We start from the raw sequence: 13,895 nt of genomic DNA, 5'->3' as shown, positions 1-13,895 counted from the left end.
GCGGCGAGGTGAAGGAGCTCTCCAACGCCGAGTGCGGCTTCCGCTACCGCAGCACCATGTTCAATACCACGGCACGCGGGCGTTACATCGTGCTGCGCGTGACATTCCTGCTCGCCTCCGGAGGCAAGCCGCACCTCGCCTACGCCGACCTGAAGAACTACTTTGCCGGGCGCAAGGACTCGCCCACGCTCTCCGAGACGCGCGAGGCGGTGCGCCGCATCCGGCTGAGCAAGGCCATGCTCATCGTCCCCGGCGACGACGACTCCCGCAGCGCCGGGTCCTTCTTCAAGAACCCCGTCGTCAGCCAGGAGAAGTTCGCGGAGGTGGAAGCCGCCGCCACGCGCCTGGGCCAGACCCTGCCCAAATGGCCCGCCGAGGGCAACCGGGTGAAGATACCGGCGGCCTGGCTGGTAGAGCACGCAGGCTTCCCCAAGGGATTCACGCGCGGGCCGGTGGGCATCTCGCGTAAGCACTCGCTGGCCATCGTGAACCGCGGCAACGCGAAGGCTGCCGACATCGTCGCGCTCAAGGACGAGGTTCAGAAGCGGGTGATCGGCGAGTTCGGCATCGAGCTGGTGCCGGAGCTCGTCTTTGTTGGATTCGAACCCGCCTAACGCCGCTAGCTCTCTTCCGGTCGGAAGAAAGGCAGCCGCATCACGAGGGCGACGGCCAATCCCCCGGCGAATCCCAGCGCAAAGTCGGATCCCAGGCAGATCCCGGCGGTGACCAGCATGGGAAGCGCGTCGCCGCGCGCCCGCTGGTCGCGGCAAACTAGCGAGAGTTCGACCCCGCTGACGGCCAGCATCACCCCCAGCACGCTGTGCGGGAACAGGCGGCACAGCGCCATGAGCGAAGCGCCAAAGAGGACTGCGACCAGCATCTTCGCCGTTCCCAGGAAGAGTACCGAGCCATTGGTGCGGGCGCCGAAGCGGTACTGTCCGGCGAGGCCGCCGGCGCCGTGGCACATGGGCATGGCTCCGAACCAGGCGCCCACCAGGTTCATCGCGCCCACGGAGATCGCCACCCGCCGCACCGGGGCCGCGCGCGTGGGAAACAGGTCGAAGGAAAGCGCGCACACCGCAATCACAGAGTTAAGGATGGTGAGCGGGATCTGGGGCAGCGCTGCCCGGGGGAAGGCGGTCAGGAAGTCGCCCCAGGAAGGCGGCTGCAGGTGGGGAAAGGTCAATCCCAGATGGAGTCCGGCGCCGATCTCCGGGGTTTTCCAGATGGCGATGGCTAGCCCGGCGCAGAAGAGGGTGAGCGCCGCCGGTACCTTGCGGAAGGAGCCGCTGGCAAAGACGATGCCGGCGGCCAGGAGCGCCGTCAAGAAGCTATCGGCCGCGAGCCAGGCGTGGGTGGAGCTGATGAGTTCCAGGCCCTTCATTACCAGTGAAAGCCCGAGCGCCAGTTGCAGCCCGCGCACCACGCTCTTGGGGATGGCGCGATTCACCCAGCCGATCAAGCCCGTCACGCCCAGCAGCAGCACCACCAGGCTGACGCCGGCCCCGGCGGCCACGATCTGGGAAGCCGACATCCCCTGGGTGAGCGCGATGGCGGCAATGGCCTTCATGGGCTGCACCGCCATGGGGATGGCGAAGGTCATGCCAGTGATCAGGTTGAAGAGGCCGGCAAAGAACAGCGCCGCGGAGAAATCCAGGCCGTTCTGTGCTGACATGGCTACCAGCAGGGGCAGAAAGGTGCCTAGGTCGCCCAGCGAGCCGGCAATCTCGTGACGGTCGAGGCGGGCGTAACTCAGGATGTCCCGCAGGCCACGCGGGGCGGGAGCCGGGGGCGCAGTGGTCGCCTCGGGCGGGGCGGCTCCAGGAACCGGACTCGCATCTAACGTCATCGTATCGAAATGCTCCGGACGGCGCTCCTGGCCTGCCTGGAGGCCGCTACATTAATACTTTTGAGACAGGGTGTCAGATAGTGCACATCTTTTCGTTAGAATCAGTGTTTGACTTGTAGACGGAGACTCTCGTGAAACTGCCTGCACAGAAGTGGCTTTGGGTGGGAGGCGCGACGCTGGCGGTGGTGCTGTTTGCCGCCTTCGGCTTGAACCGCAAGCCCGCAACGCAGTATTTCACCACCCCGGTCGGTCGCGGCGACATCCGGGACGTGGTCGAGGCCACGGGCACCATCAACGCGGTCACCACGGTACAGGTGGGCTCGCAGGTTTCGGGCACCATCTCCAAGCTTTCCGCCGACTTCAACTCCCATGTGAAGAAGGGCCAGGTCATCGCGGAGATGGATTCTTCTCTCTTCCAGGGCGCCGTCCTGCAAGCGAGGGCGGACCTGGAGAACGCGCGCGCCAACCTGGCCGCCAGCCGGGCCAACGCGGACAAAGCGCGGGCCATGGCGTTCCAGGCCAAGGCGGATTTTGAGCGCACGCAGTTGCTGGCCAAAGAAGGAGTGACCAGTCAGCAACAGCTCGATCTGGCGCGCGCCACCTCGGAATCGGCCGCGGCACAGGTGAACGCGGAGCAGGCGGTCATCACCCAGGCGCAGGCGCAGGTGTCGCAGAGGGCGGCGGCGCTGCAGGTGGCGCAAACCAACCTCAGCCACACCATCATCAACGCGCCCATTGACGGCGTGGTGGTGGCCCGCAACGTGGATGTGGGCCAGACGGTGGCCGCTTCCCTGCAGGCGCCCACCCTGTTCACCATCGCCCAGGACCTCACCAAGATGCAGGTGTATACCAAGACCGACGAGAGTGACGTGGGACAGATTCGAGCCGGCCAGAAGGTCACCTTCAAGGTAGACGCCTTCCCCCGGGACTCGTTCGAGGGGCGAGTGTCGCAGGTGCGCATGAACGCCACCACCGTGCAGAACGTGGTGACCTACGACACCATCATTGAGTTCGACAACCCGGACACCAAGCTCTTCCCCGGGATGACGGCCTACGTGAGCATCCCGGTGGCTACGGTGCAGAACGTGGTAAAGATCCCCAACGGCGCGCTGCGCTTCAAGCCGGACATGACCCCGGGGGAGATCCAGGCGCTGTACGCGAAGTACGGAATCGAGAGCGGGCGCGGCGAGCGGGCGGCGGGCGGCGAGAGCGCCGGCGGAGGGAGCGTCCTGGCTGCGGGCCCCAGTCGCCAGGGCGGCCAGCCCGGCGGCGGGAGCGGCCCAACGCAGGGCCACACCCTTCGACAGGACGTGACCATCGTCTGGAAGCTCAAACCCGACAACACCCTGGAGCCGGTGCAGGTGCGCACCGGCATCACCGACCGTACTTTCACCGAGATGGCGCAGACGCTCCACGGGAACCTGAAGGAGGGCGACCTGCTGGTGACCGGATCGAATGTGAGCCGTGTGGCGAGCGCTCCGGGCGTGGCGCCGGGCGGAGGTCAGCGCCGCTAGCCTTCGGGCGGAGCCAATCCCTTGGCCACAGCAGCACAAACCGCAGCCGGCGCGGGCGTGGTGCCACCCGAGCAAACCGTCTTCCGGGTGGAGGACGTCCACAAGTATTACGAGCTGGGAGAAACGCGCGTGCACGCCCTGCGGGGCGTGAGCCTGGAGGTGTCGCGGGGCGAGTTCGTGGCGGTGATGGGCTCGAGCGGCAGCGGCAAATCCACCTTCATGAACATCCTGGGCTGCCTGGACAAACCCACCAGCGGGCGCTACTGGCTGGAGGGCACGGACGTCTCCGGGCTCAGCAAGAAGGAGTTGGCGGCCATCCGCAACCGGAGGATCGGATTCGTCTTCCAGGGGTTCAACTTGCTGTCGCGGACCACGGCGCTGGAGAACACCGAACTGCCCACTTTTTACGCCCACATCGAGAAGAAGGAGTGCGAGGCGCGGGCCCTGGCGGCGCTGGCAATGGTGGGACTGGCGGAGCGCGCAGACCACTTCCCCTCGCAGCTCTCCGGCGGGCAGCAGCAGCGCGTGGCCATCGCGCGCGCGCTGGTGAATCGCCCGGCCATCCTGCTGGCGGACGAGCCCACCGGGAACCTGGACAGTCGAACCTCGGTCGAGATCATGGAGGTCCTGCAGCGGCTAAATGAGGAGCAAGGGCTGACCATCGTGCTAGTGACCCACGAACATGACATCGCGCAGTTCGCGCGGCGCGCGGTCATCTTCCGCGACGGCCGCATCCGCAAGGATGAACAGACGCCCGACGTTTTGCGCGCCAGCGAGGTCCTGAAAACGCTGCCCACGCTGGAGGATTGAGGGAACGCATGGAGCTGATGGCCGTAGTGCGGATCGCGTTGCGGGCGCTGGCGCGCAACAAGATGCGTTCCATCCTAACCATGCTGGGGATCATCATCGGCGTGGGCGCGGTGATCGCCATGGTGGGGCTGGGCCAGGGCGCGCAGCAGCAGGTGCAGGCGCAGATCGCTGCCATGGGGTCCAACCTGCTCTTCGTGGGCAGCGGCACGGTGAACCGCGGCGGCCTGCGCATGGGCTCTGGCGCAACCAAGACGCTGGTGTATCAGGATCTGGTCTCCATCCTGCGGGAATGCCCGGCGGTGGTGGCGGCTGCGCCCGGAGCGGGCAGCTCCGCCCAGGTGGTGTTTGGGAACGACAACTGGAGCACTCGCCTCACCGGAACCGAGCCCCAGTACTTCGACATCCGCAACTGGCCCGTGGCCAACGGCTCGGTCTTCAGCCAGTCGGACGTAGACACCGTGGCCAACGTGGCCGTCATCGGCGAGACGGTGCGCAAGAACCTGTTCGGTGCCGTCAACCCGGTGGGGCAGACGGTGCGCATCAACAACATCCCTTTCAAGGTGGTGGGGGTGCTGGCCGCAAAGGGCAGCTCTGCCGCCATGGGCCAGGACCAGGATGACGCCATATTCATCCCCTTGACCACGCTGCAGAAGAAGATCTCCGGGCAGGACTGGCTGCAGTTCATCATGGTGTCGGCGCAGTCGCGGGACGCCAGCTACGCGGCGCAGCAGCAGATCACAGGGCTGCTGCGCGACCGCCACCGCATCCGCACCGGCACCGACGACGACTTCTTCGTGAGGAACCTGGCGGACGTGGCCGACCTGGCCGACCAGTCCAGCCAAGTCTTCACCCTGCTGCTGGCGTCCATCGCCAGCGTGTCCCTGCTGGTGGGCGGCATCGGCATCATGAACATCATGCTGGTGTCGGTGACCGAGCGCACGCGGGAGATTGGCATCCGCATGGCCATCGGGGCCACCGAGGCCGACGTGCAGCGTCAGTTCCTGATCGAGGCGGTGGTGCTCAGCCTGATCGGAGGCGCCATCGGCATCATCCTCGGCGTGGCCAGCTCGCTGATCATCACCAACGTGCTGGGCTGGCCGGTGCTGGTCTCGCCCCTGGCCATCGTCACCGCGGTGGTGTTCTCCGCCGCGGTGGGCATCTTCTTCGGCTTCTACCCCGCGCGCAAAGCTGCCAGCCTCGACCCCATCGAGGCGCTGCGGTACGAGTAGCTGCCGTTAGGAACTTCCCGGCAGAATCCGCGCCAAGGCGCGGTCGCAGGCGGGCGCCATCAGCTCGGCGACCTGCGCGATGTAGTCTTGAAGGCAAGCTCGTGGAAACCACTCTGGAACTGGGTGGCGATCAGGCTCCAGAAGCTGCGGCGCCAGGGGCGCTCGGCAATGAGTTCGGGGGATGCCTCGGCGGCCATGGGAGGCGTCATGGTGCTACCAAAGCTCGGGAGGGGTAAACTGTTTTCAGGGCGACAATTCCGGGGAGTCACTTCCCGCTTGAAACTTTTAGGGTTTCCCTGCGTCTCAAGAACAACGCTCGAGGACCGTCGGATGGGAGCCGCCCCGCCCGTGGGAGCCTACTCTGGACGAGTCCTGAGGGCTGGGAAATGAGGCCACGATGCTGATCAAGAAGCCTGCTGACATCCGCTCGTCGGAGATCACCGACCAGAAGCTGTACGTGAACCGGCGTAAGTTCATTCTGGGGGCGTCGGCGGCGGGCGCGGCGCTGGCGGCGGGGATCGCGGTGCGCGAATTGAGCTCGCCGGCCCAGGCCGTGGCCAACGACAAGCTCACCTTCTCCAAGAGCCCGCTCAGCACCAGCGAGAAGCAGACGCCCTTCAAGGACATCACGAATTACAACAACTACTACGAGTTTGGGACGGACAAGTACAGCCCGGCGGGAGAGGCGAGGAACTTCAAGACGCGTCCCTGGACGGTGAAGGTCGAGGGCGAGGTCAAGAAGGCGAAGATCCTCGACATTGACGCCATCCTGAAGCTGGCGGCGCTCGAAGAGCGCATCTATCGCCACCGCTGCGTGGAGGGCTGGTCCATGGTGATCCCCTGGGTGGGGTTCCCGCTCTCGGCGTTCCTCAACCAGTGCGAGCCCACCGCCAAGGCCAAGTACGTGGAGCTGACGACCCTCTACGATCCCAAGCAGATGCCGGGGCAGCGCTCCGGCGTGCTGGAGTGGCCCTACGTCGAAGGACTGCGCATGGACGAAGCCATGCACCCGCTGGCCATCCTGGCGGTCGGCCTCTACGGCGAGACCCTGCCCAACCAGGACGGGGCGCCGCTGCGCCTGGTGGTACCGTGGAAGTACGGCTTCAAGAGCGTGAAGGCCATCGTCAAGGCGCGCTTCACCGAGAAGCAGCCGCTCAACACCTGGAACATCGCCGCGCCCAGCGAGTACGGCTTTTACTCCAACGTGAACCCACAGGTGGACCATCCGCGCTGGAGCCAGGGCAAGGAGCGGCGCATCGGAGAGTTCTTCAAGCGCGATACCCTGATGTTCAACGGCTACGGCGACCAGGTGGCACGCCTCTACTCCGGCATGGACCTGCGCAAGAACTTCTGATGCGCAACAAGGGAATCATTCTGCTGAAGACCGCGGTGTTCCTCGCCTGCCTGGGCCCGCTGGCGGCCCTGTTGTGGAAGTACCACGCCGACGACTTGGGCGCGAATCCCATCGAGGTCATCACCCGCGCCACCGGCGGCTGGACGCTCCGCTTCCTGCTTATCACTCTTGCCATCACGCCGCTGCGCAAGCTGAGCCAGCAGCCGTGGCTCATCCGCTTCCGGCGCATGCTGGGGCTCTTCGCTTTCTTCTACGGCTGCCTGCACTTCACCACCTACATCTGGCTGGACCAGTTCTTCGACTGGGCGAACATGGTGAGGGACGTGGGCAAGCGGCCCTTCATCACCGCTGGCTTCACTGGCTTTGTGCTGATGATCCCGCTGGCGCTCACTTCTACCAGTTGGGCGGTGCGCAAGATGGGCGGCAAACGCTGGCAGTGGCTGCATCGCTTGATCTACGCCAGCGCCACGGCGGGCGTGATCCATTTCCTGTGGCAGGTGAAAAAGGACATCAGCGAACCGCTGATCTACGCCGGGGTGCTGGCGCTGCTGGTGCTCTACCGCGTCGGCGCCTGGGGGATCCCCGCGCTCAAAGCGCGGCGTGCCCGGTTGCCGGAATCCGCTTCCTGAGGAGCGCTAGCGCGGCGGGCGTCTGCGCCCCTACCCTCCCCTTCCCATCCAGGAGAACTTCAGGCTACTGCAAGTGCAGGTCCTGGTAGTTGGCCGGGTGCGCGGTGATGACCTTGCCCTTGATCAGCATGACGACGACCGCGGCGAGAGGATCGTTTCCCTTGCGAACGATGAGCAGGCCATCGCCGTCCGGCGTGCTGGCGGGCATGTCGGTCCACTGGACGCCGTCCAGCGCGCTCTTGGGGACGCGGGCCACCACGGCCAGGGGCGAGAAATTGGTGTCGTACTTGCTCTTGCCGCCGGAGAGCAGCACCACGCGCATCATCCCGCCGCGGCGCTTCAGAACGTAGACCACATCGGCGGCTGCGCCGCTGCCCACGAAATCGCCAGTGAAGCGCGCTGCCGGCGCTCCTCCCTTACCGCGCTGCCAGGCCAGCGCCACCGGGTCGAAATCCTTGTCGGTCATCAGGGCCCAGTGGCTGACGTCAGGGATGAGCGCAACATCGGCCGCGGCCACCCCGGCGGGTGGGCCCGTGGGCTCTTCCTCCTTGACCATCAGCATGTTCCAGGCGACGAGCGCCACGATCAGCAGCACGGTTCCGGCGGCCAAGATCACCGGCCCACGCTCGCCCAGAACCTTGGGCATTTTCACTCCTGGCAGCTTTGCGCCAGCGGGGATTCCGAGGGTCGTGGTCAGTCTGGTCACGGCCGCTGGCAACTGGAAGCTCCCAGTCGTTCCCCGCTTGACCGGCCGGGCGGCGGTCGCGGGGGCGGCGCCGGCCAGTTTGCCCATGGACTCCAGGTGGGCCAGGATGTGGCGGCCATTCTGCGCCCCGCCCATCTCAATCAACTCCATGTTCACGCCTTGGATGCGCAGGGAGGTCTTGGGCGAGCAGCACAGCTTCTGCAGCTCGGTTTGTGCCTGCTTGTCCTGCACGAAGGGCTTGGCGCCGGCGGGATTGTCGCAGCGGATGAGGAAGCGCGAGTCCAGCATCTGGTTCCCGGTGGACATGATGGTGCCGCGCTCCTTGACCACGCTCTCGCGCGGGACCACCGTGAAGGTGAAGTAGGCCGGCTGGCCGGAGGTGAAGCTCCCCGCGTTCAACCAGGGCAGCAGCGGGACCTCCAGTTGGATCAACAGCGGGGGCTTCTCGGGGTTGGAGGAAAAGCGAACGGTGGCCGGGTTGCGGCCGTACCTTCCGCTCACCACCAGGTCACCTTCCACCTGGGCGGGCTCAGTCTTGAGGACCTGCGCCACCTCGCGTGCGGCAGCGGCCATGGCCCCCTCGCCCGTCTGCGTCTGCCGTTTGACTTCGTCTGCGATGATGCCCTCCAAGAAGCCCGAGAATTCTACTCCAGCAAGCACATCCCGGCCAGCGACGGCCGGGCAGCGACTCCCTGCTATAGCTTACCGGCTTTTCGTCCCACGGTTGATTTGGGTTTGTTTCGCAAAAATGACTACCGCTTCTCGAAACACACCTGTTTTCAGGGAATTGGAGGGCGCTCCAACAACCAAGAACGTCGCCCTTGCTTGCAGTGGTGCGAAGACGCTTCACAAGGCCGCGTCTTTTTGACGGTCGACCGACGGCTGAGGGAAGCGGCGCTGCTCAGCGGCTTCGACGCCAAACAGATGTGATCCCAGAAGCTGACCATCTCTCGCCTTTAGTCATTACTCGACGAGCTTACCCACCAGTGCCAACAGACTTTCAAATCGTACTGTGATTTGATCGTACCTTTGCTGGAAGGCTCGCTCGACATCGTGTCAATCCGCTTTACATGTACGGTAGAGTACCGTACACTATTAAACGAAGGGTGGGGAGGTAGATATGGCGTCCCATGGGGTAATGGAAAGAAAATCCAAGAAGGAACGGCTGGAGGCTCGGCTCACTCCGGAGCAGAAAAAGTACATTGAGCATGCTGCAAGGATCAAAGGTACCTCAGTTTCCGACTTCGTTGTCTCAAGTGCTCAAGAGACTGCCGTGCGCACGATTCGCGAGTACGAAGTCTTGACCCTGAATGAGCAGGCCCGGGAAGTTTTCGCGAATGCTCTTCTCAATCCGCCCGCTCCAGGCCGGAGATTGGTGGCTGCGGCTAGACGCTACAAGCAACGAGCGAAGATCTAGGTGGCGCACACAATCAGACTAACGCAACGGAGCGATTTCAGGGTCGAGCCGCTCGGCAAAGGACATGATCGAGCGGCTTTCTCATCTGGAATTGATGCCCTCGACAATTACCTGAAAAAGCAGGCAAGTCAGGATATCTCGAAACGCGTGGCCGTCTGCTTCGTACTGACGCCTGACGGCAAGACGGTTGCTGGCTTTTACACACTCTCGCAATATTCGGTAGACCTAGTCAGCCTGCCGCTAGAGATCGCCGACAAACTCCCCAAGTACCCAGAGGTTCCGGCGACGCTCCTCGGGCGGCTGGCAATCAGCGAAAAGTTCAAGGGGCAGAAGTTGGGGGCGTTCTTGCTGCTGGATGCACTCCATCGTTGCCTAGCACAAAGCAAGCACGTTGCCTCGGCCGCAGTGATCGTAGATGCGAAAGACGAGACCGCCAAGAGCTTCTATGAGCACTTTGATTTTATGTCCTTGCCTCGCACTCCGAATCGCTTATTTCTGCCCATGGCGACGATCGAGAGATTGTTCACTGAATAGGATTTCCCGGAAATGTGATTGTCTCCCGGACGCTGTCAATCGGGCTTCGGGGGAGTGCCCCAGTCTGGTAACCGGGGCACTACCGACTTCGGTGTGGATCCTAATCCAGGGGATTGAGGCGGAACTGCCGACCCTTAGCTGGGCCGCTGATTTAGGGCTAGCCAGGGTGTTACTCTCGGCTGTCGAACGCCACCATGCCACCGACGTCCGAACCTGCTCGGCCAGGTGGATTTTTTCCGCCCAGGAAAGAGACCTGCGGGTCTTCTGCCACCGCGCCTGCGTCTCCAGCAGCAGTTTGAGCTCACTCATGGAAAAACCTTTTCTCGAATCGCTGCCACGTCTCCGTCAGTCCGCGGCGATCGGCCAGGCGCTCGATTTATGATGTCATATGGTGTCACTATATGCACGTATACAATCGTTCAGTATTATGACTCCGAAGCCAGACCATCCGCCGGGATTGCTCCAAGGCTTTGCCTGTGGCTCGAATCATCCTATCCCGTGACGGGGACAGAATCGGCCGAACGGGCCCCACTACGGAGAGAACCCATTTCCTGTCCAGGAGTCAGGGGGCCGGCGCAGCTCCCCAAAATGGAACCCCTCTACGTTTGGAGCCAGTCTGTTGATGATCCGGTGCCCAACGTCCTGTACCAGGAGACGGTCGCGGGATAGATCGTTGCAGATGAACTAACTCGCTTCTTCGGAGCAACTGGAACCTGAAACGGGAAACCGTTCTTCTCCGCGCTCTCCGCGATCTCTGCGCTGAAGCTTTTCCTGCCCGCTGCAGCTGCCCGCTGCCGGCGGCTCCATTAGCGGTTGGCTAACGTCGCGATCTCCCCCAGCCCCAGCAGGCGCTCGTCGGCGGTAACCAGGGTCAAGCCCAGCACCTGGGCGGTCGCGGCCAGAAAGCGGTCCACCGGGTCCGGGTGGGGCAGCGGCAACTGGTGGGCCGCCAGCACGATGCCATGGGTGAGCGGGGCTTCCCGCAGGTGCGCTGTCGCCTGCGCCAGCCATGCAGTCACATCTCCATGCAACCGGATCCTGCCCTTGGCGTTGAGTAGCAACGCCTCCCAGGTGCTCACCGGAGACAGCCACAGTTCGTTGTCCTCGGCCTTCAGTTCGTGACGCAGGCGGCGCCCCAGCCGCGACGGTTCCCCCAGGCTCCACAGCCAGATGTGGGTATCGAGCAGTAGCTTCACTCCTGCAACGCCTCCCAGTCACCTTCTTCGATGACCGGCGACACGATGTCGCCCACGATCTCCAGGGTATCGGCCATGGAGCCCAGCCACTCCCCCGGCTCGCCCTCCGGGGAGGCAGGAACCACCTCCGCCACGGGCTTGCCAAAGCGCGTTACCCGGATGGGCTTCTGGGTCTTGCGCACCCGTTCCAGCAGCGCTAGGCACTTGGCCTTGAACTCGGAGATGGCCACTTCCTCCACTGTTCTCCTCCCAAGACTTATCGATCATACCATGGTCAACAATAATGGTCAAGTGATTGATTCCTCGCGCCCACCCCCAACCAACTGGTCACCATTCATCCCGTAACGGGAAAGTTCTTCCCGCTCTGGGGCCTTCAAGAGCTCCTTCCTTCTCCCAACCTCATGCTAGGACGCCACTTCCGGCTTTGGTGCCCCGGTTGCATTCATAGTCATTATCTCTTGATTTCATCGAGTGCCACCCATGCAGAGAAAAGAGCGGGCGCGAACCGCCAGTGCAGTTCACGAATCCCCTAAGCGCGACCGGCTGGGGAAGAAATTCCGTGGTTTGCTGGAGTCGTTCCCCGATGCGGTGGTGATTGTGAAACGCTCGGGAGAGATCATGCTGGTGAACGTGCAGACGGAAAAGATGTTCGGCTTCTCGCGCGAAGAGCTGCTCGGTCTGCCGGTCGTGAGGTTGGAAGGAGAGGCCCGTGTTCTACGCAATCATCGAAAGCCTCAAGAAAAAGATTTCCCCGAGCGCACCGCCGTCTAGGAGCCGGGCTTCCAATCCTGCTCTCCGGCTCCGGTTGCCACCAAGATACCGGGCCATCGCGACTTCCATTGTTTTGTTTCTGTGCGCATCAGTCTATGGGCAGAAGAACTCCAATGTGGCATTGATTGGATTGCGGGCAGAGGTGAGGCACATCTTAAACCTGAAGCCGGCCTCGGGTATAATTGCGAATCAGCCGTGGCGGGCGAACATTCACAACACCGCCGAGAACAGCTTGGCCCTCCAAGTGGAAGTAGAGGGAACTGGACAGGTCACAACACTGCTCGTGCCGATCGTGATCACCAGCAACGTGAGAGGTTTTACGATCCAGGCCACCTCGCCGATCGCGATTGATGGTTTCATCCGGTTGGCGCCGACGGCGGAAGAAAGGTCGGCGCCCAGAATCATTTCCCGCAGCTTTTCTCTCAAGGGCAATCTGACCTTCGCCATGGCGACCACCCCATCGGGAAGAGTTATGGGTACCTTCCCCGCGACGGTTGAGATACAGCTTGCTTCAGTGCCGGCGGGAGAAAAACGCCGGTATTGGTTGTCATTAGATCTGAAGGAAATGGGGAGATAAGATGCCAGCAGATCTGAAGGAAATGGGGAGATAAGATGCCAGCCTCCAGTAGCGAACCTCTCTACGGGAAGGTCAGGAAGTCTATTTTATCCGGCCTTTTGCTTGGACTGCTGTGCTTGGGGTCGAGTGGAAGTTCGTTCGCTCAATCGATCACCGTATCGTTGGGCGGGGGCTCGGTGCAATGGAACAATTCATTTGGCAACGCACTGCTCGGGGGAAGCGCTACGAATCCGGGCAGCAATTCGATCACGATCACGTCGGTATGGAGCCTGTCGCCTGCGCATGCACGGCTTGCGCTGTATGCATATTTCAACAATGCGAGTGCTGCCTTAGTTCACAACTCAGCGGTCTGCACGACCGGATGCCTCGATATACCTTCATCGGCGGTTGAGCTGAAAATGAATGCCGGTGCATTCACTCCCGTCACCGGTACGGGGCCGTTTGGCGCAGCGGGAGCCAGCTTAGTGCTTCTGGACATAAAAATCACCGGCGCGAACAAGAATTCGTCGAGCAATAACGTGCTCTCTTTTAACATCAATCTTTCCAGCCTGCCGCAATTGCCTGCCGATTCCTATTCCGGGACGCTCTTCATCCAGGCACAAGCAACGCCCTAGTTTCAGGCCGCCCGGAGCCTGCCAGAAGGGGAACAACTTTAGTAACCTTGACACACGTCAACCCGCCCATTATAGTTTCCTGAGCGCTAATGCCATGAGAGCTCTGCTTCAGAACACACAGCAGCGCTAAACTTGAGCAAATCGCGGTTAATCAGGAAATTCTCAAAGGAAACGTGTGTGCTTTAAATGACAATAATCACGAACAAATTTAGGCATGTCGCAGCCCTAGCAGTACTCCTCTTAGCGATCAGTCCGGGGGCAAGTGCGGTCATCAACTCTAACAACGCGACGGTGGCCCTTTCGGCCACTCTGAGCGAATCTCTGACAGTTAGTTTGTCCGGCGCAACCCAGTTCTGGGACATAGCGCACGGCAACCCGCTGACCGGGGGCAACGCCAGCAATCCTGGCGACGCTGCAATCACCGTGACTACGACCTGGGTACTTACGCCGGGAAGAGCATCGGTGGCGGTGTATGCTTACTTTGCCAGCGCGACGGCAGCATTGGTTGGGCCTTTGGGACCCACCAACGTTGCATCTTCCATACTTGAAATCACGGTCGGCGGCGTCGGGCCCACTCCGGTAAGCGGCAACAACCTCGGTTTCGGCGTAGCTGGTTCTTCTTCGCTGTTGGATACCATCGCAATCACGGGCGCGAACAAAAATAGCAGCAAGGCTGATGTGCTCACTTTCAATAT

The 13,895-nt window shown here is 62.6% G+C and carries 17 protein-coding genes; 12 read left to right on the top strand and 5 right to left on the bottom strand.

Annotation, left to right across the window (positions count from 1 at the left end):
- A partial coding sequence (locus VGQ94_07715) for a UDP-N-acetylenolpyruvoylglucosamine reductase (protein ID HEV2022402.1) occupies positions 1–614 on the top strand: 614 nt, incomplete at its 5' end.
- Between the two features lie 5 nt (positions 615–619).
- On the opposite strand, the gene VGQ94_07710 is transcribed toward VGQ94_07715, so the two are convergent.
- Complete coding sequence (locus tag VGQ94_07710; GenBank protein ID HEV2022401.1) at positions 620–1,849, bottom strand: putative sulfate/molybdate transporter; 1,230 nt, start codon at positions 1,847–1,849, stop codon at positions 620–622.
- Positions 1,850–1,980: 131 nt separating this feature from the next.
- On the opposite strand from VGQ94_07710, the gene VGQ94_07705 reads away from it, so the two are divergent.
- Genes VGQ94_07705 through VGQ94_07695 form a run of 3 tightly spaced genes read left to right on the top strand, consistent with a single transcriptional unit; the run spans position 1,981 to position 5,402 of the window.
- Positions 1,981–3,363, top strand: a complete 1,383-nt coding sequence (locus VGQ94_07705; GenBank protein HEV2022400.1) for an efflux RND transporter periplasmic adaptor subunit — start codon at positions 1,981–1,983, stop codon at positions 3,361–3,363.
- A gap of 21 nt (positions 3,364–3,384) precedes the next feature.
- Entirely contained in the window at positions 3,385–4,173 is a 789-nt protein-coding gene (locus VGQ94_07700) for an ABC transporter ATP-binding protein (protein ID HEV2022399.1), read from the top strand.
- Positions 4,174–4,181: 8 nt separating this feature from the next.
- Positions 4,182–5,402, top strand: coding sequence for an ABC transporter permease (locus tag VGQ94_07695; GenBank protein HEV2022398.1), 1,221 nt, complete (start codon positions 4,182–4,184; stop codon positions 5,400–5,402).
- 59 nt (positions 5,403–5,461) lie between these two features.
- Here the strand turns inward: VGQ94_07695 and VGQ94_07690 are convergent, their stop codons facing one another.
- A complete protein-coding gene (locus VGQ94_07690; protein HEV2022397.1) occupies positions 5,462–5,611 on the bottom strand; it encodes a hypothetical protein in 150 nt (49 codons plus the stop codon).
- 188 nt (positions 5,612–5,799) lie between these two features.
- Between VGQ94_07690 and msrP the strand changes: the two genes are divergently transcribed.
- Positions 5,800–6,756, top strand: a complete 957-nt coding sequence (gene msrP, locus VGQ94_07685; protein ID HEV2022396.1) for a protein-methionine-sulfoxide reductase catalytic subunit MsrP — start codon at positions 5,800–5,802, stop codon at positions 6,754–6,756.
- Positions 6,756–7,385 carry a protein-methionine-sulfoxide reductase heme-binding subunit MsrQ gene (locus VGQ94_07680; protein HEV2022395.1) on the top strand — a complete coding sequence of 210 codons (630 nt, stop codon included), beginning with the start codon at positions 6,756–6,758 and terminating at the stop codon, positions 7,383–7,385. The genes msrP and VGQ94_07680 overlap by 1 nt, the downstream gene beginning before the upstream one ends.
- 64 nt (positions 7,386–7,449) lie before the next feature.
- Here the strand turns inward: VGQ94_07680 and VGQ94_07675 are convergent, their stop codons facing one another.
- The gene (locus VGQ94_07675; protein HEV2022394.1) at positions 7,450–8,664 is read right to left on the bottom strand and encodes a hypothetical protein; all 1,215 of its coding nucleotides are present in this window, start codon (positions 8,662–8,664) and stop codon (positions 7,450–7,452) included.
- Positions 8,665–9,229: 565 nt separating this feature from the next.
- Between VGQ94_07675 and VGQ94_07670 the strand changes: the two genes are divergently transcribed.
- Both VGQ94_07670 and VGQ94_07665 read left to right on the top strand, forming a co-directional pair.
- Positions 9,230–9,508: a DUF1778 domain-containing protein gene (locus VGQ94_07670; protein ID HEV2022393.1), complete on the top strand. Its 279-nt coding sequence runs from the start codon at positions 9,230–9,232 to the stop codon at positions 9,506–9,508.
- Complete coding sequence (locus tag VGQ94_07665) at positions 9,509–10,042, top strand: GNAT family N-acetyltransferase (protein ID HEV2022392.1); 534 nt, start codon at positions 9,509–9,511, stop codon at positions 10,040–10,042.
- 806 nt (positions 10,043–10,848) lie between these two features.
- Here VGQ94_07665 and VGQ94_07660 read toward each other — a convergent pair.
- A complete protein-coding gene (locus VGQ94_07660) occupies positions 10,849–11,238 on the bottom strand; it encodes a type II toxin-antitoxin system VapC family toxin (protein ID HEV2022391.1) in 390 nt (129 codons plus the stop codon).
- Positions 11,235–11,477: a type II toxin-antitoxin system Phd/YefM family antitoxin gene (locus VGQ94_07655; GenBank protein ID HEV2022390.1), complete on the bottom strand. Its 243-nt coding sequence runs from the start codon at positions 11,475–11,477 to the stop codon at positions 11,235–11,237. Before VGQ94_07655 ends, VGQ94_07660 begins: the two co-directional genes overlap by 4 nt.
- A gap of 241 nt (positions 11,478–11,718) precedes the next feature.
- Here VGQ94_07655 and VGQ94_07650 point away from each other — a divergent pair, with 241 nt between their 5' ends.
- The 4 genes from VGQ94_07650 to VGQ94_07635 all read left to right on the top strand — a co-directional run.
- Positions 11,719–12,009, top strand: coding sequence for a PAS domain-containing protein (locus tag VGQ94_07650; GenBank protein HEV2022389.1), 291 nt, complete (start codon positions 11,719–11,721; stop codon positions 12,007–12,009).
- On the top strand, positions 11,948–12,586 hold the full coding sequence (locus VGQ94_07645; GenBank protein ID HEV2022388.1) for a hypothetical protein: 639 nt from the start codon (positions 11,948–11,950) through the stop codon (positions 12,584–12,586). Before VGQ94_07650 ends, VGQ94_07645 begins: the two co-directional genes overlap by 62 nt.
- Positions 12,587–12,621: 35 nt before the next feature.
- Complete coding sequence (locus VGQ94_07640) at positions 12,622–13,200, top strand: hypothetical protein (GenBank protein ID HEV2022387.1); 579 nt, start codon at positions 12,622–12,624, stop codon at positions 13,198–13,200.
- Between the two features lie 291 nt (positions 13,201–13,491).
- A partial coding sequence (locus VGQ94_07635) for a hypothetical protein (protein ID HEV2022386.1) occupies positions 13,492–13,895 on the top strand: 404 nt, incomplete at its 3' end.

This window comes from Terriglobales bacterium (assembly GCA_035937135.1).
GTDB lineage: Bacteria > Acidobacteriota > Terriglobia > Terriglobales > Acidobacteriaceae > DASYVL01.
The sequence above is the reverse complement of the archived record's forward strand: the minus strand, read 5'-3'. Positions and strand labels throughout refer to the sequence as shown.

Bases quoted from the DNA above. Each gene is read 5' to 3' on its own strand.
- VGQ94_07675 (HEV2022394.1), bottom strand. From the start codon at position 8,664: ATGGCCGCTGCCGCACGCGAGGTGGCGCAGGTCCTCAAGACTGAGCCC.
- VGQ94_07690 (HEV2022397.1), bottom strand. From the start codon at position 5,611: ATGACGCCTCCCATGGCCGCCGAGGCATCCCCCGAACTCATTGCCGAG.
- VGQ94_07680 (HEV2022395.1), top strand. From the start codon at position 6,756: ATGCGCAACAAGGGAATCATTCTGCTGAAGACCGCGGTGTTCCTCGCC.
- VGQ94_07650 (HEV2022389.1), top strand. From the start codon at position 11,719: ATGCAGAGAAAAGAGCGGGCGCGAACCGCCAGTGCAGTTCACGAATCC.
- VGQ94_07640 (HEV2022387.1), top strand. From the start codon at position 12,622: ATGCCAGCCTCCAGTAGCGAACCTCTCTACGGGAAGGTCAGGAAGTCT.
- msrP (HEV2022396.1), top strand. From the start codon at position 5,800: ATGCTGATCAAGAAGCCTGCTGACATCCGCTCGTCGGAGATCACCGAC.
- VGQ94_07710 (HEV2022401.1), bottom strand. From the start codon at position 1,849: ATGACGTTAGATGCGAGTCCGGTTCCTGGAGCCGCCCCGCCCGAGGCG.
- VGQ94_07695 (HEV2022398.1), top strand. From the start codon at position 4,182: ATGGAGCTGATGGCCGTAGTGCGGATCGCGTTGCGGGCGCTGGCGCGC.
- VGQ94_07670 (HEV2022393.1), top strand. From the start codon at position 9,230: ATGGAAAGAAAATCCAAGAAGGAACGGCTGGAGGCTCGGCTCACTCCG.